Below are 23528 nucleotides of genomic sequence, written 5' to 3' on the forward strand. Positions count from 1 at the left end.
TTAATAGTTTAAGTTGTAATAGTAGCCCTTTGGATTTCCAGAATTAATTTGAATACCTGTTTGCTGTTCCGTAGGAAAAACACGTCCAGTGAAGACTTTTTCGCCTTTATTGATGAAAATTTCAAAGATAGATTTATCAATAAAAATAGAGGCTTCAACGATTTCACCTGTGTCAATAGTACAAGAACGGCTGGTGCCAAAATCAAGTGCATACTGCTTGCCAGCAGCTGAACGGTCAAGGGTAATCTTGCCTGTCTGAGTATCAACAGTGATTTTAAGTCCTCTGCCTCTTGAGTCGGCAAAAAGAACAAGTTCCGTTAAGGTGTCAGATTCAAAGGCTAATTCCAGTTCATAACTGTTATTGGTTGTAGCTTTTGGAACAAAGATTTCCTCTGAGGCGCGAAGGGAGGTGATTGCTTCAACGGGGTACTGGTATAGCTTACCATTTTTTAAGGTTAATTCTTTAACAAGGCTCATAGCACCTTGATAATCATATTTGTCGGTTGGGTAATCTACATCTGGAAGTCCAATCCAGCTTACAATTAAAGCCCGTCCGTCTGGTGTATTGAAGCCTTGTGTTGCATAGGCTTCAAAACCATAGTCTAAGTTGAAGATTGGCGAGCCATCAAGCAAGGCAGGTTTTTCGGCATCGAAGCTTTGGTAAATTTTATAAGTGTTCGGATAGATATTATCATAACTCAGCTCTACCTTGTCCAAACCTTGAGGGCTGTATAAAAGGACAGGTTTTCCATCAACGAAAACTAAGTTAGGGCATTCGATCATGTATTCGCTGCCAGTACCGCCAAACTCCAAGTCGCCAACAAACTTCCAATGGTAAACATCCCTGTCAACAGCTTTATAAAGTTTGATAAAGCCTTGTTTTTCGTGATTTTGTGCGCCGACAATAGCGTAAAAATCATTTTGATATTCAAAGATTTGGGGGTCACGGAAGTGCTCTGTTACATCTTGAGGCTGCTGGATAAGAACCTCTTTAAATTTTTCAATGTGACCGTTTTTATCCATCCAAGCTCCGATTTGCAAAGGATTACGTACCCAATTTTCATCACGGACATTGCCAGTGTAAAAGAGAAAGAGCTTATCCCCTATTTGATAAGCAGATCCTGAATAGGCTCCGTGACTGTCATTGGCATTGTCAGGTTCAAGGGTAATTCCTGTTTCTGAAAAATGGACAAGGTCTGTAGATTCTGTATGAACCCACTGTTTAAGCCCATGAGCTGCGCCAAAGGGCCAATTTTGGTAAAAGAGTTGGAATTTGCCATTAAAATACGAAAAGCCGTTTGGATCATTGAGCAGGCCGGTTTTGGGTTCAATATGATAAGTTGCATGCCAAGGGGATTTAGCAACATTTTCCTGAATTGTTTCTATTTCAGTATCTGACCAGTCAGCATAGGGACGGTAGCGTACTTCTTTAGGTAGGTCCATATTATTCTCCTAATCTTTTTAATACTATTATAGTAAACGTTTTACTCTTAAAAATCAACGATTTTATGACAAAAATAAAAAAACCTGCAAAACGATTGACATATTTTAAAAGTATGGTAAAATAGATTTTGTAAGAAATGTGAAAGCGTTTCATATCAGAAAATTATTTGAGGAGGATTTTACTGCTAATGGATTACAGTAAAGTGGCTTCCGACGTCATTAAAGCGGTCGGGAAGGATAATCTAATCGCAGGTGCTCACTGTGCGACTCGCCTTCGTCTTGTTTTGAAAGATGATAGTAAAGTTGACCAAGCAGCGCTTGATAAAAACCCTGATGTTAAAGGGACATTTAAAATTGATGGTCAATATCAAATTATTATTGGTGCAGGTGATGTTAACCATGTTTATGATGAATTGCGCAATCAAACAGGTTTGACTGAAACCTCAACCGACGAGTTGAAACAAATTGCTGCAAGCGGTAAAAAGCAAAACCCAGTAATGGCCTTTATTAAGGTTCTTGCCGATATCTTTGTACCAATCATTCCTGCCCTTGTTGCAGGCGGTCTCTTGATGGCTTTGAATAATGTCCTTAAGTCACAAGATTTATTTGGTCCTAAGTCTTTGGTTGAACAATTCCCTCAAATCTCAGGCCTGTCTAGTATGCTGACAGTCTTGTCAGATGCTCCATTTATCTATTTGCCAGTCCTCATCGGTATCTCAGGAGCTAAACGCTTTGGCGGTAACCAATTTCTTGGTGCGGCACTTGGATTGATGATGAGTTCTCAAGAGCTTAATGAAGCAATTGTAAAAGCAGCTGGATCTACTCTTGATTGGAACTTCTTTGGCTGGACACTTCATGCTCAGCAATATACTTCACAAGTTATCCCAGCTTTAATTGCGGTTTGGCTTATGTGTATTATTGAGCGTTGGTTCCACAAACACCTTCATTCATCGGTTGATTTCACCTTCACACCGCTGTTGACAATGCTCATCACTGGATTTTTGACTTTCTCTATTATCGGTCCAGTGTTTGGTCAGGTTTCAGAATGGTTAACAGAAGGTTTAGTTTGGCTGTATGATACAACTGGCTTTGTTGGTATGGGTATCTTCGGTGCTTTCTACACCCCTATTGTAGTTACTGGTCTCCACCAATCCTTCCCAGCCTTTGAAACACAGTTAATTTCAGCTTATAATGCTGGTACAGGGAGTGGTGACTTTATCTTTGTTGTTGCTTCTATGGCTAACATGGCACAAGCTGCGGCAGCATTTGCTGTTTGGACACTAACTAAAGACTCTAAAACAAAAGGTTTGTCTTCATCAGCTGGTGTATCAGCTCTTCTTGGAATTACAGAACCAGCTGTATTTGGGGTTAACCTTAAATACCGTTTCCCATTCTTCTGTGCTCTTGTAGGATCAGCAATTGCAGCAGCAATCGCAGGTATTCTAAGAATTATCGCTGTATCACTTGGTTCAGCCGGAGTTCTTGGTTTCCTTTCAATCAATGCCAGCTCAATTCCGTTTTATGTTGTCTGTGAGGTTATCTCATTTGTGGTTGCCTTTGCTGTAACTTACTTCTATGGTAAATCAAAAGCTGCAGATGTTTTTGCCGCAGAAGCCGTAGCTGCAGAAGCTGAAAAAGCTGCAGAAAAAGTGTCACCAGATACTGATTCAGAAGCTAAAACAGCTTCCGTTACAGAAGAAACTATCGCAGCTCCTCTTGATGGAGAAGTTGTAGAACTTGCAAATGTTGACGATCCTGTATTCTCATCAGGGGCTATGGGACAAGGGGTAGCTATTAAACCTTCAAGCAATCAAGTAGTATCACCGGTTGACGGAACTATTCAAATTGCTTTTCCAACAGGACATGCCTATGGTCTTAAATCTGATGATGGCGCAGAAATCTTAATTCACATTGGTATTGATACTGTTTCACTTGATGGCAAAGGCTTTGACCAAAAAGTTGATGCAGATCAAAAAGTTAAAAAAGGTGATGTTCTTGGAACATTTGACTCATCTGTTATTAAAGAAGCAGGCTTGGATGATACAACTATGGTTATTGTGACTAACACAGCTGACTATACTGACGTAAATCCAATTGCTAAAGGAACAGTTGCTGCAGGCGATGATTTGATTAATGTTAAATAATGGCTTAACCGAAACGAGAGTTTCGGTTTTTTTGTATCTTCATTTCTAAGATTTAATTGGGTTAAATTCACTTTTTCATAATGTTTAGATTGTATTTTAACCCGCTTTTTTTTATAATAATAGATATATCATTTAGAGAATAAAAGGAGAAAGCTAAGCTCATGGCTAAACTTTACGGAAGCTTGGAAGCCGGCGGAACAAAATTTGTTTGTGCGGTTGGAGATGAAAATTTTCAAGTAATAGAAAAGACCCAATTTCCAACGACAACGCCCTATGAAACGATTGACAAAACGGTTGACTTTTTCAAGCGTTATGAAGACCAACTAGAAGGAATTGCCATCGGTTCCTTTGGTCCTATTGACATTGATCAGAATTCTAACACTTATGGATATGTCACAACGACACCTAAAGAACACTGGTCAAATGTGGATCTTCTCGGTCTGATTTCCAAAGAATTTAATGTGCCGTTTTATTTTACAACAGATGTTAATTCATCAGCTTTTGGCGAAGCACTTGTTCGTAAGGGTGTTAAAAGTCTGGTTTATTATACTATCGGTACAGGTATTGGTGCCGGTGCTATTCAAAACGGTGAATTTATTGGGGGAATCGGTCACACGGAAGCTGGGCATGTCTATGTTCCGCGTCATCCACGTGATTATGCCAATGAATTTCAAGGAACTTGTCCTTTTCACAATGGCTGTTTAGAAGGGCTTGCAGCGGGTCCTTCGTTAGAGGCTCGTACAGGTATCCGCGGCGAATTGATTGAACAAAATTCGGACGTCTGGGATATTCAAGCATACTATATAGCTCAAGCAGCTGTTCAGGCAACAGTTCTTTATCGTCCAGAAGTTATTGTTTTTGGCGGCGGTGTGATGGCACAAGAACATATGCTTCGCCGTGTTCGTGAGAAATTTAAGGCTCTTTTAAATAACTATTTGCCAGTACCAGATGTTAGTGAATACATTGTCACGCCAGCTGTTGCTGAGAATGGATCTGCAACACTTGGTAATTTTGCCTTGGCCAAAAAAGTGGCAGAGCAATTTGTAAAATAATATAAAAACGAGGCTAGGAGCAAAATCTCAAGCCTCTGTTTGTTTGAAAAAATCAGAACGCTGTAGTGTGTTAGAGGCCTAAAAGATAGAAATAACCTAATTATAGTTCTGCCAGACCGATGTTCTAACCAAGTCTGCTCTCGTTCTGCTGTCTTTTTGAGGAAATAATTATGGAACCTTTGTTTTTAGATTCATCAATGCACGAAAAAATTTGGGGCGGCAGCCGTCTCAAAACAGAATTTGGATATGATATTCCATCTGAACATACGGGAGAGTACTGGGCGATTTCTGCTCACCCTAATGGTCTTTCGTATGTGAAAAACGGTCAATATGCCGGTTATCATTTGGCGGAGCTTTATGCAGACTATCCAGAACTTTTTGGCTACCCAAAGGGATCGGTTTTTCCTTTACTGACTAAAATTTTGGATGCTAATGATTGGCTGTCTGTTCAGGTTCATCCTGATGATCATTATGCTATGGAGCATGAAGGTGAGCTTGGAAAGACGGAATGCTGGTATGTGATTGCAGCTGATGAAGGTGCTGAAATTATCTACGGGCACAGGGCTCATTCAAGAGAAGAGTTAGCCTCTATGATAGCAGCAGGTGACTGGGATAAATTGCTAACCCGTGTTCCTGTTAAATCAGGTGATTTTTTCTATGTACCAAGCGGTACCATGCATGCCATTGGAAAGGGCGTTCTTATTCTTGAGACTCAGCAGTCCAGTGATACGACTTATCGTGTTTACGATTTCGATCGTAAGGATAATAGCGGAGCTAAGCGAGAACTTCATATTGAAAAGTCTTTAGATGTTCTTAATATTGGCCGTCCTAGAAACAGTGTACCCACTCAAGTTAAAATACAGGGCTTTGAGAGCACTTGCTTAACTTCAAATGAATTTTTTACAGTTTATAAATGGGTCTTTTCAGGCAGTGTTTCTATGCAGCAGTCAGCTCCTTACTTACTTTGTTCGGTTTTAGTGGGGAAGGGAACTTTAATGGTTGATCATCGGATTTATTATTTGCGAAAAGGAGATCACTTTATTTTGCCAAATGATGTCAAAACTTGGGAGATTGATGGTCAGCTGGAAATAATTGCCAGTTATCCCAATGAGGCGTGATAAGTCTTAAAAACTTTAAATGAGAAGAGCAAGGAAAAGTTCATAGAAGCCTGCTGTTCTCATTTTTTTAGGGGGTTAGATATGGGCATTTTCTTGTATAGAGGGCTTATTTATGCTAAAATAGGAAGATAAGACTATCGAAAGGATTTAAGATGGCAAACGTATTACGCAGGGTCATTGAAAATGACAAAGGCGAAATTAGAAAACTAGAAAAAATTGCTAAGAAGGTTGAGAGCTATGCTGATGAGATGGAAGCTCTCTCAGATGAGGAACTTCAAGCAAAAACAGAAGAATTTAAAAAACGCTATCAAGAGGGAGAAAGTTTGGATAAGCTCTTGCCAGAAGCATTTGCAGTGGTTCGAGAAGGCGCAAGGCGTGTATTAGGGCTTTATCCCTACCGTGTGCAAATCATGGGTGGAGTGGTTCTTCACCATGGAGATGTTCCGGAGATGCGTACAGGGGAAGGAAAAACTCTGACAGCAACTATGCCGGTTTATCTGAATGCTTTAGCAGGAGAAGGTGTTCACGTTATTACGGTGAATGAATACCTGTCTGAGCGTGATGCGACTGAAATGGGTGAACTCTATAGCTGGCTTGGTTTGTCAGTTGGGATCAACCTGTCTGCAAAATCACCAGCTGAAAAACGTGAAGCTTATAATTGTGATATTACCTATTCGACCAACTCAGAGGTTGGTTTTGATTACCTTCGGGATAACATGGTTGTTCGTAAGGAAAATATGGTACAGCGTCCGCTCAATTATGCTCTCGTTGATGAAGTTGACTCAGTTCTTATTGATGAAGCTCGGACACCTTTGATTGTGTCGGGACCAGTCAGTTCAGAGACCAATCAGCTTTATTATCGAGCAGATGCTTTTGTAAAGACATTGAATGAAGATGATTATGCTATTGATGTGCCGACCAAGACCATTGGTTTGAAAGATACAGGGATTGATAAAGCTGAGGATTTCTTCAAACTTGAAAATCTATATGACTTAGATAATGTTGCGCTGACACACTATATTGACAATGCTCTTCGTGCCAACTACATCATGCTTCATGATATTGATTATGTGGTCAGCCAAGACAATGAAATTCTGATCGTTGACCAATTTACCGGACGTACTATGGAAGGCCGCCGCTTTTCTGATGGGCTTCACCAAGCTATTGAAGCAAAAGAAAGTGTACCGGTCCAAGACGAAACCAAAACATCGGCTTCTATCACTTATCAAAATATGTTCCGTATGTACAAGAAACTGTCAGGTATGACAGGTACGGGTAAGACAGAGGAAGACGAGTTCCGCGAAATTTATAATATGCGGGTAATCCCTATTCCAACTAATCGTCCCGTACAGAGGATTGACCATGATGACTTGCTGTACCCAACTCTGGAATCTAAGTTTCGAGCAGTAGTTAAGGATGTCAAGGAACGTTATGAAAAAGGTCAGCCTGTATTGGTTGGTACGGTTGCCGTTGAGACTTCCGATTTAATCTCTAAGATGCTGGTCAAAGCTGGCGTTTCTCATGAGGTGCTCAATGCTAAAAACCACGAAAAAGAAGCCCATATCATCATGAACGCCGGTCAGCGCGGTGCAGTTACCATTGCTACCAACATGGCTGGTCGCGGTACGGATATCAAGCTGGGTGACGGGGTTCTTGAATTGGGAGGTTTGTGCGTTATTGGGACTGAACGCCATGAAAGCCGCCGTATTGACAATCAGCTACGCGGGCGTTCAGGACGTCAGGGTGATCCAGGAGAATCTCAATTTTACCTATCCTTAGAAGACGAACTCATGCGCCGCTTTGGCTCAGACCGTATCAAGACATTCTTGGAACGCTTGAATGGGGATAACGATGATATTGTTATCAAATCACGGATGCTGACGAGTCAGGTTGAGTCTGCTCAAAAACGTGTTGAAGGGAATAACTACGATACGCGTAAACAAGTCCTTCAATATGATGATGTTATGCGTGAGCAGCGTGAAATTATCTATGCTGAACGTTATGATGTTATCACCGCTGAGCGTGACCTTGAGCCAGAGCTTAAGGCTATGATTCGCCGCACGATTGACCGTACAGTAGATGGACACAGCCGCAATTCTGAAGACGAAGCCTTAACAGGTATTCTTAGCTTTGCTCAGCAGACTCTTGTACCGAAAGACAGTATCACTCTTACAGATTTGGAAGAGGTTGGCAGTAGCAAGCGTGGTGTTGATTATGAAGCCATCAAGGTCTATTTGAATGAATTGGCTGATGATGTTTATGACCGTCAAATCGCTAAACTTAAGGATAAAGAAGCTATTATTGAGTTTCAGAAAGTCCTTATTCTCATGGTTGTTGATAATAAGTGGACAGATCACATTGATGCTCTTGATCAGCTTCGCAATTCAGTTGGTTTACGTGGCTATGCACAAAATAATCCAATTGTTGAATACCAATCAGAAGGTTTCAAGATGTTTCAAGATATGATTGGAGCTATCGAATTTGATGTGACCCGCACGATGATGAAAGCTCAGATCCATAAACAAGAACGTGAAAAAACCAATGATCGTGTTTCTACGACAGCAACTTCAAATATTCGAGCTAACCAAAGACAGGTTTCTCAGGACAGCGGCATTGATTTCTCAAATGTGGGACGTAATGACAAATGTCCATGCGGTTCTGGTAAGAAATTTAAGAACTGTCATGGCCGTAAGCAATTTTAAATATAGGGGACGAAATGGCATTTAAAGCAGTAAGTGAAAAAATTGATTTCTCATCTGTTAAAGAAACAACAACATTAACAGGAGAAGCCTTGGCAAAAAAACAAGCTCGTGATAGAGAACTTGAAGCTATTATTAAAGGTGAAGATAATCGTACACTCTTGGTTATCGGCCCTTGTTCTTCTGACAATGAAGATGCAGTTTTGGATTATGCTCATCGTTTGGCCAAATTGCAAGAAGAGGTAAAAGAACATGTCTTTATGGTTATGCGTGTCTATACTGCAAAACCTCGCACAAATGGTGATGGTTATAAAGGCCTTGTTCATCAGCCTGACGCAGAAGGCGAACCTAACCTGATTAATGGTATTAAGGCTGTGCGCAAGCTTCACTATCGTGTGATCACAGAAACAGGCATTACAACAGCTGATGAGATGCTTTATCCGGAAAACCTTCCTTTGGTAGATGATTTGGTTTCTTATATTGCCATTGGTGCCCGTTCGGTTGAAGATCAGCAGCACCGTTTTGTAACATCTGGTATTGATGTTCCGGCTGGTATGAAGAACCCTACTTCAGGCAATTTGAATGTCATGTTTAATGGGGTTTATGCGGCACAAGCTAAGCAGAATTTCCTGTTCAACGGTGAAGAAGTTGAAACTTCAGGCAATACCTTAGCGCATGTTATTCTGCGCGGTGCAACCAATGAATACGGTAAAAATATTCCTAACTTTTACTATGATAATATTCTTGATACTATCGAACAATATGAAGCGATGGGTCTTGAAAATCCTTTCATCGTGATTGATACAAATCATGACAATTCGGGTAAACGTTATTTAGAGCAAATTCGTATCGTGCGTCAAACCTTGATTAATCGTGACTGGAATGAAAAAATTAACAAAATTGCTCGCGGCTTCATGATTGAATCTTACTTGGAAGACGGTCGTCAGGATACACCGGAAGTTTATGGAAAATCTATCACAGATCCTTGTTTGGGCTGGGAAAAAACAGAAGAATTGGTACGTGAAATTCACGCCACATTATCAAAATAAAATAAGGTAAAGAGTTAAACTAGGAATAGGTCGCCTTGGGAATTTTCCTGGCGGCCTATTCCTAGTTTAAGTAAATTGAATAGTTATTATGGGAATTCATCAAACAAGTTCAGTTATTGATATTAATAACATTAAGAAGGCATACGCTCTATCAGCAGAGGCCACTGCTAAAAAGACGGCAAATGACAAAGAATTGGCAGATATTATTAGGGGAGAAGATGATCGTCTTTTGCTGATTATTGGCCCTTGCTCTTCTGATAATGAAGAAGCTGTGCTTGATTATGCTCACCGTTTGGCTAAGCTGCAGGAAAAGGTTAGAGACAAGATTTTTCTTGTTATGCGCGCTTATACAGCTAAACCTAGAACCAATGGCGACGGTTATAAGGGGTTAATTCACCAGCCAAATGCTAAGGGCGACATTAATCTGTTAGATGGTGTTACAGCCGTACGCAAACTGCATTCTCGAATTATTACAGAAACAGGGCTTCCGCTTGCCGATGAGCTCTTGTATCCCTCGAATTTTGACTATTTTGAGGACTTGTTGAGTTACCATGCCATTGGTGCCCGTTCGGTTGAAGATCAAGAACATCGTTTCTTGGCTTCGGGTATCAATGCTCCTACTGGGATGAAAAATCCTACCTCGGGTAACTTAACTGTTATGTTCAATGGGATTTATGCAGCACAGAGTTCTCAAAACTTTATTTATAAAGACAGAGAAGTCAGAACAGATGGCAATTTGCTGGCGCATGCTATTTTGCGCGGTGCAAAAAACAGCTATGGTCTGCATGAGACCAACTATCATTACGAAGACCTTTTGAAGGCTATTGACCAATATGATACTATGGGACTTAAATACCCATTTATTTTGGTTGATACGAATCACGATAATTCGGGCAAAGACTATCTTGGGCAAGTGCGCATTGTTCGGGAGGTTCTCTTGAACCGCCAATGGGATTCTAGAATTGCCAAAACTGTACGTGGTTTTATGATAGAATCCTATCTTGAAGACGGCTGTCAAGATGAACCGGCAGTATATGGAAAATCTATCACAGATCCTTGTCTTGGCTGGGAGAAAACAGAAAAATTAATAGATGAAATTTATGCTAGTTTATGATAATTCTATGCTAGCTGAGGCTGTTTCGGTAAGGAAGAAACATGATTGTTGGACATGGTATTGATTTACAGGACATTAAGCAAATCAAACGAGCTTATGAAAAACATCCTAAGTTTGCCAGACGTATTTTGACAGTTAGGGAATTGGAGCGGTTTGATAGCTTATCTGGCAAACGTCAGATGGAATATTTGGCTGGCCGCTGGGCCGCTAAAGAAGCTTTTTCCAAGGCTCTGGGAACGGGAATTGGTGCGGTTGGTTTTCAGGATATCGAGATCCTTTCCAATGATAAAGGAGCACCGATAATCACTCAGTCTCCTTTTGAAGGGAAGGCATTTATTTCTATTTCTCACAGTGGGGATTTTGTACAGGCCAGTGTGCTATTGGAGGTGGTTGAATGATTCCCAGTTTACATAGGCCAACGGTGGCCAAGGTTGATCTATCAGCTATTTGGGACAATATTAAGTCCGTTCAGGATCATATCAGGTCAGATGTACTGACTTATGCAGTGGTCAAGGCCAACGCATACGGTCACGGTGCTGTAGCCGTTTCCTGTCATATTCAGCCTCTGGTCGATGGTTTTTGTGTCTCTAACATTGATGAAGGGATTGAGCTACGGCAGGCTCATATTGACAAGCCTATTTTGATTTTGGGTGCAGTCATGCCTGATGAGATTTCACTAGCGCGTGATTACCGCCTGACTCTGACGGTTGCTAGTCTGGACTGGCTGAAAATGGCAGTGCGGTCTGAATGTGATCTGACTGATGTAACTGTGCATGTCAAGGTGGATTCGGGCATGGGACGTATCGGTGTGCGCAGTCTGGAAGAAGCCAATCAGCTTATCTCTGATTTGCGGTTTGCTGGTGCTGTGGTTGAAGGGATCTTCACTCATTTTGCGACGGCTGATGAAGCTGATACCGGGAAGTTTCAGGAGCAGCTTGATTTTTTCACCAAACTAATTGAGGGCTTGGATTACTGTCCGCCTATCGTGCATAGTTCAAATTCTGCAAGCAGCCTTTGGCATGAAGAAACGGTTATGAATGCGGTTCGTTTGGGAATTGTCATCTATGGGCTCAATCCCAGCGGTCAGGAACTGGAATTGCCCTATCCCCTCAAGCCGTCTCTGAGCTTGGAGTCGGCCTTGGTGCAGGTCAAAAAGCTTCCCAAAGGAAGCACTGTTGGCTATGGAGCTACTTATACCTCCAGTCAGGCGGAGTGGATTGGCACTTTGCCAATCGGATATGCAGACGGCTGGACGCGTGATATGCAGGGTTTTGAAGTCTTGGTTGATGACCAGAGATGCCCCATTGTCGGTCGTGTCTCTATGGATCAGATCACCATTCGTCTGCCCAAGGCGTATCCACTTGGGACACGGGTGGTTCTGATTGGCCATAGCAAGACTCAAACAATTTCGGCAACTGATGTTGCTCAAAAGCGTGGAACTATCAATTATGAAGTACTGTGTCTATTGAGTGATCGTGTGCCGAGGCAATATGAATAATTGTAAAATCCTCATCCTGATAAGATGAGGATTTTTATTAATTTTCTCCAGTAAGGTCTGTTGGAGACCAATAGAAGCGGAGTCACTTGTATTTATCGGTCAGTATCTTGCGGTAGAGCTTCATTTTTTGTTTTAGAAAATCTTTGTGGGCTTTGATGTCAGCTTCTTGCTGGTTGAGTCTACGGAGTTGTTCTTCTAAGAGTACCAAGCGCTCTGCAATGGTGCTGTCACCTTGGTATCTCAAGTGAGCGTAGGTTTTCATGTCTTTGATAGACATACCGGTTTGCTTGAGGCGCAGCAGAAAGTCCACCCAATTTTTATCAGTGTCATCATAATAACGACGGTTGTTCTCTAACCGTTTGGCCTGGATCAGGCCTTCTTTTTCATAATAGCGCAGCGTGTCAATAGACAGTCCTGTCAGTCTGGAAAAATCTCCGATAGTATACTCTGGCATAGTATTCTCCTTTAGCGGTATTTTATCATCTTTTTGCAAAAAAGTCTTGACATGGAGTTAACTCCACTAAGTACAATGACAAATAGAAAGGAGGTCATAGGATGACCCAAGATGAACGCTATACAGTCGGATTAAAAAAATTGCAAGAGATTGACGGAGAGGCAGGAGAGGCAGTCATCACTTCTCTGTCAGGCTTAAGTGAAGATATTGGTACTTATATCATTTCCTTTGCCTTTGGTGAGGTTTATAGCCGTCCAAGTCTGGATCTGAAGCAGCGGGAGATGATCACGATCACAAGTTTGCTGTCGCAGGGAGATACAGCGGCTCAGTTGAGAGTTCATATCAATGGTTCTTTGAATGTTGGCTTGACACCGCAAGATATCATTGAAACCTTTATCCAGTGCATTCCTTATGTCGGTTTTCCAAAGGTTTTGAATGCAGTCACTATCGCTAAGGAAGTATTTTCTCAAAGAGGTATCTAAAAAGAAGAGTTCAGCCTTAAGCTGGACTTTTTGCTATAATAGAGGTATGCATTTACAATCACCAATTGCAGATCTCAAGGGTTTTGGTCCTAAGTCTGCTGAGAAATTTACAAAATTGGGTCTTTATACGGTTGAGGATTTGCTGCTTTATTATCCTTTTCGCTATGAAGATTTTAAGTCTAAATCTGTCTTTGAACTGTTGAACGGGCAAAAGGCTGTTATTACGGGAACTGTCGTCACGCCTGCCAATGTCCAGTACTATGGTTTTAAGCGCAATAGGCTGTCTTTTAAAATCAAGCAGGAAGAAGCTGTTATTGCCATTAGTTTTTTCAATCAGCCTTATCTGGCGGATAAAATTGAACTGGGGAGTGAGATTGCTGTCTTTGGGAAATGGGATGCGCTTAAGTCTGCTGTGACTGGGATGAAAGTTTTAGCACAGGTTGAAGATGATATGCAGCCGGTTTATCATGTCGCACAAGGTATTTCGCAGACTGCTCTGACCAAGGCTATTAAAGCCGCATTTGACAGCGGTGCTTTAGCATTGCTGCAGGAAAATTTGCCGCAGATTTTGCTGGAGAAATATAGACTTTTAGGCAGGCAAGAAGCTGTTAAGGCTATGCATTTTCCAAAAGATCTGGATGAATACAAGCAGGCGCTGCGCCGTATCAAATTTGAGGAGCTCTTTTATTTTCAGATGAATCTGCAGATGCTAAAGGCCGCCAATAAGTCTGAAAGCAACGGTCTAGCCATGGCCTATGATGAACAGCAGATTGAAAAAAAAATCGCAGCTCTGCCATTTGCATTGACAAAAGCGCAGGAGCGCAGCCTCTTTGAAATCCTATCTGATATGAAATCAGGTGCTCACATGAACCGTCTTTTGCAGGGAGATGTTGGATCTGGTAAGACAGTCATCGCCAGTCTGGCTATGTATGCAGCTTTTACGGCTGGTTTTCAGTCCGCTCTTATGGTGCCAACCGAAATTTTAGCGGAGCAGCATTTTGAGAGTTTAACAGCTCTTTTTCCCGAGCTCAATATTGCTCTTTTGACGTCTGGTATGAAGACAGCGACAAGAAAGGCTGCTTTGTTGGGGATTGCTGATGGTTCAGTGGATATGATCGTAGGGACGCATGCCCTGATTCAAGACGCCGTCAGCTATCATAAGCTTGGTCTCGTTATTACAGATGAACAGCACCGTTTTGGGGTCAATCAGCGCCGCATTTTTCGTGAAAAAGGTGAAAATCCTGATGTTCTTATGATGACAGCAACACCTATTCCCAGAACTTTAGCTATCACTAGTTTTGGTGAGATGGATGTTTCAATTATTAATCAGATGCCAAAGGGACGTAAACCTATCATTACCCGTTGGGTCAAGCATGAGCAGCTAGAGACAGTGCTGGATTGGCTTAGAACAGAGCTTGAAAAATCAGCGCAAGCTTATGTGATTTCGCCTTTGATTGAAGAGTCGGAAAGTGTGGATTTGAAAAATGCTGTAGCACTGCATCAGGAGCTAACAGAATTTTTTGGTCAAGATGCCACAGTCGCCCTGATACACGGCCGCATGAAAAATGATGAAAAAGATCAGCTGATGCAGGAATTTAAAAATGGAAAATCACAGATTCTGGTGTCAACGACCGTGATTGAAGTCGGTGTCAATGTGCCCAATGCAACTGTCATGATTATCATGGATGCCGATCGTTTCGGGCTCAGCCAGCTTCATCAGCTGCGCGGTCGTGTCGGTCGAGGAGATAAGCAGTCCTATTGCATTTTGGTAGCCAATCCTAACAATGAAACTGGGAAAAAGCGTATGCAGGCTATGTGCGAGACAACAGACGGCTTTGTTTTGGCTGAAGAAGATCTGAAAATGCGTGGTTCCGGTGAGCTTTTTGGCACACGTCAATCAGGCATTCCCGAATTCAAAACAGCTGATATCGTAGAAGATTACAATATTTTAGAAGAAGCCAGAAAGGTTGCTGCCCAGATCGTATCAGATAAGAATTGGGAAACAGATCAGCGATGGAGCCTCCTCGTTCAAAATTTGGAAGACAAAGGTGAATTTGATTAAAGAGATTGGGAAAAAGTCCCAATCTCTTTATAATTTCAGTGATAATAAATTTAAAAACCTTGACGATAAAATGTCTAAAATATTTTTTCTTCTTTAAGCCTGGGCTAAGTTTTCTACAAGCTTGCTTTAAGGCTGAGCCGCTATAATAAGACCATCAAATGAAGGAGGTCGCTTATATGACAGTAAAAATCAAAGTAATTTACAAGGACACCTTCCAAGAGGCTGCTAAAAAGCTCATTCCTTATTCAGCTTAGTTGCCTCTATATCGAAAGGCTATATGAATTCGATGCTTGCTCCCCCATTTCTATAATCCCCTTTTCTTTAATTTGTAAGCTTCCCCTTTCGATAGTCACATGAAGTCTTTGGCAGTGAAATAGCAGAGCTTTTTCTGCAGAATAGCTTTAAAAAGGCGAACACCTAAGACCAAAGCAAAATGATAAGACTCCTGCCTAAAGCAGGAGTTTTTATGTGTATTAAAAAAACATAAAAGCTAAACACATCAAGGACTGACAAATCAACTTTGACAGCCTTTTTCGAGGTTAAATGAAAACATCATAGGAGAGACTCTTTCAGGTCAATAACTAGAAGATTTCACTCTTCTGCGGGTGAGTGCGCAGCAATATGACTGTCTGCACCACTCTCTTATTTTTTAGTCTTTTTATGAAAAGCAGAGCAGATAATAAAGGTGCTGCAGATAAATAAAGTTGATAGAATCAACTGTTTATCAGACAGTTCGAACTGATAATGGAAATCTTGTCCTTTGGGTTTATTGGCTGCGGTAATCGTGAGTTTCATAGATTTTCTCCTTAATTATTTTGTGTCGGTTTAAGATAAAAAGATTATCCTTCTATATAGTTTTTTAAGTCGCTTCCTTTGAGCCCTGCGCTAAGAGCAATGAGCAACTTGAGTCGTGCTTTAGGGGCATTTAGTTCTTTAACGAACATAACACCTGCTTCTTGGAGTTTGGCTCCGCCTCCCTCATAAGCGTAAACGGGTTCTGCTATGCCGTTGAAGCAGCGTGATACTAACACGACAGGAATACCTTTTTGTATCAAGTGTGTCAATTCACTTGCTGCCTGAGGCGGAAGATTGCCAGCTCCCAGAGCCTCAATGACGACTCCGTCAATCTTATCTGGACTGAGAAGGCTGATAATTCCCTCCCCAACTCCCATACCAGCATAGGCCTTAATAATGGGAACTGTTCCTGAAATCTGCTCAAGATCAAAACGTACACGGGTTTCTGCTGTTTTAAAAAAAAGAATATCGTGTTTCATAATAATACCAAGAGGACCATGAGTTGGCGTACTAAAGGTGGCGACATTTGTAGTATGGGTTTTGGTGACATATTTAGCTGCATGAATTTCATCATTCATTACAACTAAAACTCCTTTATTGACAGCTTTATCATGGCTGGCAACACGCAGAGCGCATAAAAAATTATAAACACCATCGCTCCCTAATTCGTTAGAGGAACGCATCGCACCAGTCAGTACAATCGGAATGTTAGGCACCGCCATGGTATCTAAAAAATAGGCGGTCTCTTCCAAGGTATCTGTACCGTGTGTGATGACAACACCGTCATACTGCCCTGCTGTTTTCTTGATTTCTTGGTAAAGATCCAACATGTGATAGGGAGTCATTTGAGGGCTGGGTAAATTCAGGGGATTAAGCACGGTCAATTCCAGATCATCAATTGCAACCTCAATATGCTTCATGGGATTATCTTCAGATGCGTTAACTTTACCGCTGATGTCTGCTGTCATCGAAATGGTTCCGCCAGTGTGGAGAACCAGAATCTTTTTTGTCATATCAATATAACTCGCTATCATATTATGGTATAATTTATTTTAACATAAATTTTCAAGGGGAGGAGAACATTTTGGCAATCAAGGCAGTCTTTTTTGACATTGATGGTACACTTTTAAATGATCGTAAACGTGTTTCCAAATCTACAGAGAAAGCTATTCAGCAAATGAAAGAAGATGGTATTCTGGTGGGACTGGCGACAGGCCGTGGGCCGGGTTTTGTCCAGCCTTTTCTGGATAATTTAGGTTTGGATTTTGCAGTAACTTACAATGGTCAGTATATTTTAAGCCGTGATCGTGTTCTCTATCAAAATCAGCTTCCTAAATCAACGATTTATAATCTTATTCGCTATGCCGGCAAAAGTCGTAAGGAAATTTCACTTGGCACCAGCTCAGGTCTTGTAGGCTCAAATATTATCAGTATGGGTACCAGCCGCTTTGGTCAGTGGGTCAGCAGAAAAGTTCCTAAATCTTGGACTAAAGCTGTTGAGGGTAGCTTTAAGACTCTTATTCGCCGTTTCAAGCCTCAAAATATGGAAGCGCTAAAGACTATTATGCGTGAACCTATTTTTCAAGTTGTTTTAGTCGCAACAAAGGATGAAACTCCCGATTTGGAAAGCAGATTTCCTCATGTTAAGATAACTCGTTCCAGTCCATATTCAACAGACATAGTCTCTGAAGGACAGTCAAAACTTAAAGGAATTAAGTATCTGGGCACTCTGTTTGGTTTTGAGCTTAGTGAAGTTATGGCTTTTGGCGATTCGGATAATGATCTAGAAATGCTGTCTGATGTTGGTATTGGGGTTGCTATGGGAAATGGCGAAGCTGCTGTAAGAGAAGGGGCTCGCTATGTGACAGACAGCAACAATCAAAATGGGATTGCTAAAGCTCTGGCTCATTATGGTGTAATCCATATGGATACTGAGTCTGGCTTTGACAGTAAAGACGATAATTTTAATAAAGTTAGAGATTTCCATCAGCTGATGGACGGTGAAACAAATAATACTCCTCGGGTTTATGACATAAAAGAGGCGGAGCATCGATCGGATTTCAAGATTGAAGAAATTGTTGAATTTGTATATGCAGCTTCAGGTGGGGACTCTGAGAAATTTACTCAGGCGGTGGAAGCTTTGCATAAGGCAGTAGAAAAGGCTGCTGTTAAAATCTCTAGCAAAGAACATCCAGAGACGACCTTAGTTGGTCAAGTGGATGCTTTGACAGATTTACTGTATCTGACTTATGGTTCTTTTGTACTCATGGGTGTAGATCCTAAACCATTTTTTGATACTGTTCATGAAGCCAATATGGGGAAGATATTTCCAGATGGCAAGGCACATTTTGACCCTGAAACACATAAAATTTTAAAACCAGATGATTGGGAGGAACGCTTTGCGCCTGAACCTCACATTAAACGGGAATTAGATCGTCAAATTCAAAAATCTCTGCAGCGCAAATAAGCAAGGCGAGGTATTATCAATATAATATAATTGGCTTATATAAGGCCTTTTGGAAATGACTTGGTTATTATGCCAAATTATGATAAAATTAAAAAGTAAAAATAATATATACAAAAAGGAGATAATCATGACTAAAGAAGATTGGTTAGATTTTTTCGAGGCTATTAATGGTCGTTCAGCAACCGACGAAGAGATTGCAGCAGCTCTTGCTGCGGGTGAGTTCGAAGAAACATCAGCTCAGCCTAATGTGAATTTCCAGCAGCCCTTTGATCCTGCCGCTGATTCAGCACAGTCTCAAACTTTTGCTCAAGCAACACCTGAGCAAGCTCAAATGAATTTCCAGCAATCTACAGCTTCAAGTCAGCCAACACAAGGGCAGACAGTTTTTGGACAGCAAGCTCCAAATCAACAGGCAACGCAAGCTCAATTTCAACAGCAGGGAGCTCCTGTGCAACAGCCTCAGTTCCAACAAGGACAAGCTGGTTCGGGCTTTCAGCAGCAAGGAATTCCTGGTCAGCAGCCGCAATTTAATGGTCCAGCAGTTCCCAAGCAGCCTTCGGCTTTCACGTCAGCTGTGAAAGGTTTCTGGGATTGGCTTTTCAATGCTTGGAAAAAACCGGCAACTGTATTTTCAGATAGTGCTTCAAATGGCTTTATCAGTTTTGGATTGCATGTCTTCATTTTGACTGTTTTCCTGTTTACATTGCTTTATAAAACAGTAAGTAATTATATCGGTTATGCAAGTTATGGTGGTTATAACACAGCTGGGCTTGGCTTTTCTGCTTTCTTTTTCATCCTGTTATCGGCAATTATTTTGATTTTTGCCTATGTGCTTGCTGGTTTCACAGCCCGTAAAGCTATTTATCGTGATGCCGATACAACCTTCATTAATTCTTTTGAGAAATTTGGCCGTTTGACTGCTCTCAACTTGCCAATTATGTTGCTTGGTTTCCTAGTATCTTTAGTTGGTTTAACAGGTTTTGGAAATTTCTTGCTTTCTATTTCCCTTGCTGTTTACGGTTTGGCTAATATCTTTATCACATTTCCTCTTGATAGCAAAGCTACTTGGGACAAATTCTATCAATATATAGTATCGTTCCTCATTAATGCTGTTATTGTAGGTATTGCTTTTTACATTATTGTGACTATCTTAAGTAACTATATTCAAGGTATTTTCACATCGTTCTAGGAGCAGGTGATTTATGACATCACAGGAAAAGTGGATTGATTTATTCGAAAAAGTAGTTGGCCGCAAGCCAACTGCTTTGGAGTTTCAAGAAGGAAAGTCTTTAGATTTTGATTTAAAAGCCATCAAAAGAATCGCTGCTAAAGAATCGGGAGAAAGCGCCTCAGCCCCTCTTTTTTCAGCAGATCATTTAGCGACAGAAAGTTCTCCAGAAACTGATCAGGAAGAAATGTTCTCAACTGCTGAGGATGTTTTTGATGTGGCAGAGGAATCCTTTGAAGAACCTATATCTGCTGATGCCGAATTAGCTTCGAAAGAGCTTACCAATCCAATAGATGAATCAAAAGAAGATATGATTGCTTCAGATTCACAAGATGTCTGGTTGAAGGCATTTACGACTTATGTTGGCCGTCAGCCCCAGCCTGAAGAATTCATGATTGGTAAAGCATCAGGCTTTGATGTTTCAACTATTCACCAATTTATTTCTGATAATAAATCAACTGTTTCAAAAAAGTCTGGTATGGCAGGCTGGAAGAAGGCTCTGATTGTCTTTGCTGTTATACTTTCCTTGTTTGGAATTGCAGGCTATGTTTATGGTTATCAGTATTACTCTCGAGAAGCAGTTGCAGAGCGTTATTTGAAAGCTGTTAAAAAAGATTTTAATGACTCTCTGGATTATCAAGTTTGGTCTGATACAGAAAAAGTTATCAAAAAATCAGACCTTAAGTATACTGATACAAAAACTGTTGCTAAATATACCAAAGATGAATTGCTTTCGGGTTCTATCATGAAAAAAGTTGGTCGTAAGTTTTTGATTTTTGCAGACTGGAAAGTTGTGGTGGAACCTGTTAATGTTAATTTAGCAGTTAATACGGCAGATCTTGCTGTGACAATTAACGGTGTTAAATATGACACAACAGACGGAAACAATTATACGGCGACCATTAAGCATCTCTATCCGGGGTCATATGATTTTGTGGCTTCTGGCAAGGTTGATGAACAAGATATCACCGTTTCAACAGAGGAAACGGTAACATCAAATACAGATGTTGATCTTTCGGTAGAATATCTGAGTTTTACGGTCAAGTCCAATTTAACAGACGGCGATCTTTATGTTGGAAGTACTAAAATCGGAACCTTAACATCGGGTAAGCTGGAGGTAGATGATGTGGCTGTTACGGGCTCTTCGGCTGTTTATGTGCAAAAGTCATTTGAGGATGGAACAGCTTCCAAAACAGAAACGGTTTCTATTGATCAAATTGCTAGCGGACAGACGATAACCCTAGATGCAGAAGGAATTTTAGATCGTGATACAGCTGATGATCTGATGGAGGTAGCTTACACGAAACTTCAGTATTATTCGTCAAATGATAATACAACTCCTGATGGGTTAACAGATGTTTTTCTGAATGGTTCTGAAGATTCTCTCTATAAAGATGTTACAGCTATGATTGATGAAAATACCACAGGCGCCCAAAATCGAGCGGCTGACAGTATTACTTTTTCGGATGTAGATGTGACACAGGTTAAACAGACAAGTGAAAAAACATATACGATTACCTTTACAGTGGTCTATGATTTTTACTATGCCTATGACTCTAATTTCAAGACATCTGGTCACATCAAGCAAAAAAAGTCTTGGTCGGCTAATGTAGAATATGTAAGTGGTGAAAAAAGTAAGGATAGAGGCTCTTATTCAGCTACTTCTTCGGATTATCGTGTCAGTGGCAAAGCTGGCGAATCTACTGAAATCAGCAAGGAAGATACGGTTAAGTAAAAACATAAAATTGGGCTTTGTCTCTATGAGGCTTAGCCTTGTTGCGTCTTTATATTGAAAGGAAAATGATGAGAAAAAAAGCAATTGGAATTGATTTGGGAACAACTAATTCAGCTATGGCGGTCGTAAAAGAAAGAACACCAGAAATTATTCCTATGGGGACCAATGACGAACAGGTATTGCGTTCAGCTGTTTATTTTTCAGCTGTGGCTGGACAAAACCATGTCTTCTTTGGTAAGGATGCTATTGAGCGCGGAACGGAAATTGGAAGTACGGAACATTTCAAATTTGACTTTAAACGTGATATTGCTCGTCCTATTGAAAGCGACACCCCTAATCATACGCGAGTGAATTCAGTCATTCTGTCTGCTTTAGTATTACATGAATTTAAAAAACGTGCTCTTATTGTTGGTCAAGAGCTGGGATTGCCTCAGGGAATTCAGGATGCTGTTATTACAGTACCGGCTTATTTTACCTCTGATCAACGTGCGGCCACTAAAAATGCTGGCCGTTTAGCAGGGTTTAATGTTTTACGTATCATTAATGAACCTACTGCGGCAGCTATTGCTTATGCCCACATCAAAGGTGCTCAAGGGAATGTTCTTGTGTATGACCTTGGTGGGGGAACTTTTGATGTTACCATTATGAATGTGACAGATCACTCTTATGATATTTTAGCAACGGATGGGAATTCACGTCTAGGTGGAATTGATTTTGACAAGCGTTTGGTTTCTTATATTATGACAGAACTAGAAAAACAAGGCGTCAATATGACAAACCTGTCAGAAAAAGAGAAAATTCAGCTTCAGTACAAGGTAGAGCAGATAAAAACCAGTTTGTCAGTTAATGAAAAGGCTCTTTACGAACATTATGTTAATAATCAAGTTTATGGAGTTATGTTAACGCAGTCAATTTTTCAGGAAATCACCATGGATTTGGTCAAAGATACTGAGCTCAAAGTACAGTCAACTCTGCAGGCGTCAGGTTTGTCTTGGGAGCAAATTGACCATATTCTCCTAGTAGGCGGTTCAACACGTATGCCAATGATTCGCCAAATGATTCGTTCAATAAGTGCTCAAGAGGCTAAGTACGATCTTAATCCTGATACAATCGTAGCTCAAGGAGCCAGTATATTGGCTGATTTGATTGTTAATGACGAGATCAGTTTCTCTGAACAGCAAGATGGTCAAACAACAGAGACAGACCGTGTTATTGTCAAGGATGTTACGTCGCAGGGAATTGGGCTTTTATTTAAGAAGAATCCTACTCATGATTATCCGTTTGTAGGAGATTATTATAACCGTGTCATTGTTCCTCGTAATTCCGTTTTGCCTCTTGCAATCACTAAAGATATTTATGCGGTTGTTGATGGTCAGACTAAGTTTAAGCTGCGCGTGACAGAAGGTAATTTTGAAAATCCTTTCTCTGTTAAAATTCTTGGTCAAGTAACAGGAACGGTGGCTCAGCCGCGACAAAAAGGCCAGCTAATGGCGCATGTTATTTACGCTTTTGATTCAGAACAAATCGTAACGATTACAATTGTTGACAGTTTGACAAATGCGGTGGTTTCACGTTTTTCAGTTGATGCTCAAACCAGCCAGAAGGAAGAAATTGTTCACGATGATCTGTCAGAATTGGCAGAAATCTATGCTAAATTTATCTCATGATTGATTATTATAAAGGCCTTGATGTAACGACAGGGGAACCCGTTTCTCATTTAGAAGAATTGAGCTATCATATCTCGAAAGACATGTCTGCTGATGAGTGTTTTAAGGCTCTGTCTCTTTTGCGGGAAGAATTAGATGATCGCTGGCGAAATGGAAGTCTTGATAACAAAAGCCAGTTGCTCAAGGATGAGTTAGACAAAATCCGAACCTATTTTATGTCTGCCGAACAGAAAATGCGTTATGACAAAGCTTTGGAGGAAGCTTGGCATAAAAACCGTGCAGCAAAAGAGCCTGTGGAATCTGTTAAACCTAAGGAGCCTGTTTTTTCAAAGCCTGTTACTTTACCACCCCTTGGCAATGAGGATGACAGCTCAAATGGTCTGCCAATATGGCTTTATTTTGCCTTCGTTCTACTCATTTTGGGATTGTTGGCAGCAATGTTTATTTTTAACATTAACCTTATAGGGCTGATTATTGGGGTTGTCCTTATCTTTGCCCTTATTCTCATCATGTCTTAGGAA

The 23528-nt window shown here is 40.9% G+C and carries 19 protein-coding genes; 15 read left to right on the forward strand and 4 right to left on the reverse strand.

Features of this window, described 5'->3' with window-relative positions; all coding sequences use genetic code 11:
• Window positions 1-1443: a sucrose-6-phosphate hydrolase gene (locus ACVRZ8_RS06665; protein ID WP_447448539.1), complete on the reverse strand. Its 1443-nt coding sequence runs from the start codon at window positions 1441-1443 to the stop codon at window positions 1-3.
• A gap of 188 nt (window positions 1444-1631) precedes the next feature.
• Between ACVRZ8_RS06665 and ACVRZ8_RS06670 the strand changes: the two genes are divergently transcribed.
• The 8 genes from ACVRZ8_RS06670 (at window position 1632) to alr (ending at window position 12117) form a co-directional block, all read left to right on the forward strand.
• On the forward strand, window positions 1632-3587 hold the full coding sequence (locus ACVRZ8_RS06670; protein ID WP_447448541.1) for a sucrose-specific PTS transporter subunit IIBC: 1956 nt from the start codon (window positions 1632-1634) through the stop codon (window positions 3585-3587).
• 161 nt (window positions 3588-3748) lie between these two features.
• Entirely contained in the window at window positions 3749-4639 is an 891-nt protein-coding gene (scrK, locus tag ACVRZ8_RS06675; RefSeq protein ID WP_447448542.1) for a fructokinase ScrK, read from the forward strand.
• A 167-nt stretch (window positions 4640-4806) separates the two neighbouring features.
• Window positions 4807-5757, forward strand: a complete 951-nt coding sequence (manA, locus tag ACVRZ8_RS06680; protein WP_447448572.1) for a mannose-6-phosphate isomerase, class I — start codon at window positions 4807-4809, stop codon at window positions 5755-5757.
• Between the two features lie 152 nt (window positions 5758-5909).
• Window positions 5910-8459 (forward strand): preprotein translocase subunit SecA, encoded by a 2550-nt coding sequence (gene secA, locus ACVRZ8_RS06685; protein ID WP_447448543.1) that lies wholly within the window; start codon window positions 5910-5912, stop codon window positions 8457-8459.
• 14 nt (window positions 8460-8473) lie between these two features.
• Entirely contained in the window at window positions 8474-9505 is a 1032-nt protein-coding gene (locus tag ACVRZ8_RS06690; protein ID WP_447448544.1) for a 3-deoxy-7-phosphoheptulonate synthase, read from the forward strand.
• An 88-nt stretch (window positions 9506-9593) separates the two neighbouring features.
• Window positions 9594-10619, forward strand: coding sequence for a 3-deoxy-7-phosphoheptulonate synthase (locus ACVRZ8_RS06695; protein ID WP_447448545.1), 1026 nt, complete (start codon window positions 9594-9596; stop codon window positions 10617-10619).
• A gap of 41 nt (window positions 10620-10660) precedes the next feature.
• Window positions 10661-11017 (forward strand): holo-ACP synthase, encoded by a 357-nt coding sequence (gene acpS / locus ACVRZ8_RS06700; protein WP_447448546.1) that lies wholly within the window; start codon window positions 10661-10663, stop codon window positions 11015-11017.
• The gene (alr, locus tag ACVRZ8_RS06705; RefSeq protein WP_447448547.1) at window positions 11014-12117 is read left to right on the forward strand and encodes an alanine racemase; all 1104 of its coding nucleotides are present in this window, start codon (window positions 11014-11016) and stop codon (window positions 12115-12117) included. The genes acpS and alr overlap by 4 nt, the downstream gene beginning before the upstream one ends.
• Window positions 12118-12199: 82 nt before the next feature.
• Here the strand turns inward: alr and ACVRZ8_RS06710 are convergent, their stop codons facing one another.
• Window positions 12200-12571: a MerR family transcriptional regulator gene (locus ACVRZ8_RS06710; protein WP_447448548.1), complete on the reverse strand. Its 372-nt coding sequence runs from the start codon at window positions 12569-12571 to the stop codon at window positions 12200-12202.
• Window positions 12572-12672: 101 nt separating this feature from the next.
• Here ACVRZ8_RS06710 and ACVRZ8_RS06715 point away from each other — a divergent pair, with 101 nt between their 5' ends.
• Both ACVRZ8_RS06715 and recG read left to right on the forward strand, forming a co-directional pair.
• Window positions 12673-13053, forward strand: a complete 381-nt coding sequence (locus tag ACVRZ8_RS06715; protein ID WP_447448549.1) for a carboxymuconolactone decarboxylase family protein — start codon at window positions 12673-12675, stop codon at window positions 13051-13053.
• 46 nt (window positions 13054-13099) lie between these two features.
• Window positions 13100-15115, forward strand: coding sequence for an ATP-dependent DNA helicase RecG (gene recG / locus ACVRZ8_RS06720; RefSeq protein WP_447448550.1), 2016 nt, complete (start codon window positions 13100-13102; stop codon window positions 15113-15115).
• A gap of 642 nt (window positions 15116-15757) precedes the next feature.
• Here the strand turns inward: recG and ACVRZ8_RS06725 are convergent.
• Complete coding sequence (locus ACVRZ8_RS06725; protein WP_447448551.1) at window positions 15758-15910, reverse strand: hypothetical protein; 153 nt, start codon at window positions 15908-15910, stop codon at window positions 15758-15760.
• A 44-nt stretch (window positions 15911-15954) separates the two neighbouring features.
• The gene (locus tag ACVRZ8_RS06730) at window positions 15955-16923 is read right to left on the reverse strand and encodes an asparaginase (RefSeq protein WP_447448552.1); all 969 of its coding nucleotides are present in this window, start codon (window positions 16921-16923) and stop codon (window positions 15955-15957) included.
• 71 nt (window positions 16924-16994) lie between these two features.
• Here ACVRZ8_RS06730 and ACVRZ8_RS06735 point away from each other — a divergent pair, with 71 nt between their 5' ends.
• The 5 genes from ACVRZ8_RS06735 to ACVRZ8_RS06755 all read left to right on the forward strand — a co-directional run bounded on the left by ACVRZ8_RS06735 (window position 16995) and on the right by ACVRZ8_RS06755 (window position 23525).
• A complete protein-coding gene (locus ACVRZ8_RS06735; protein WP_447448553.1) occupies window positions 16995-18377 on the forward strand; it encodes a Cof-type HAD-IIB family hydrolase in 1383 nt (460 codons plus the stop codon).
• 127 nt (window positions 18378-18504) lie between these two features.
• Window positions 18505-19566 (forward strand): DUF6574 domain-containing protein, encoded by a 1062-nt coding sequence (locus ACVRZ8_RS06740; RefSeq protein WP_447448554.1) that lies wholly within the window; start codon window positions 18505-18507, stop codon window positions 19564-19566.
• A 13-nt stretch (window positions 19567-19579) separates the two neighbouring features.
• Window positions 19580-21340 carry a zinc ribbon domain-containing protein gene (locus ACVRZ8_RS06745; protein WP_447448555.1) on the forward strand — a complete coding sequence of 587 codons (1761 nt, stop codon included), beginning with the start codon at window positions 19580-19582 and terminating at the stop codon, window positions 21338-21340.
• Window positions 21341-21408: 68 nt separating this feature from the next.
• Window positions 21409-23007 (forward strand): Hsp70 family protein, encoded by a 1599-nt coding sequence (locus tag ACVRZ8_RS06750; protein WP_447448573.1) that lies wholly within the window; start codon window positions 21409-21411, stop codon window positions 23005-23007.
• Entirely contained in the window at window positions 23004-23525 is a 522-nt protein-coding gene (locus ACVRZ8_RS06755; RefSeq protein ID WP_447448556.1) for a hypothetical protein, read from the forward strand. Before ACVRZ8_RS06750 ends, ACVRZ8_RS06755 begins: the two co-directional genes overlap by 4 nt.
• Window positions 23526-23528: the final 3 nt, after the last annotated feature.

Source organism: Streptococcus dentiloxodontae (genome assembly GCF_053206925.1).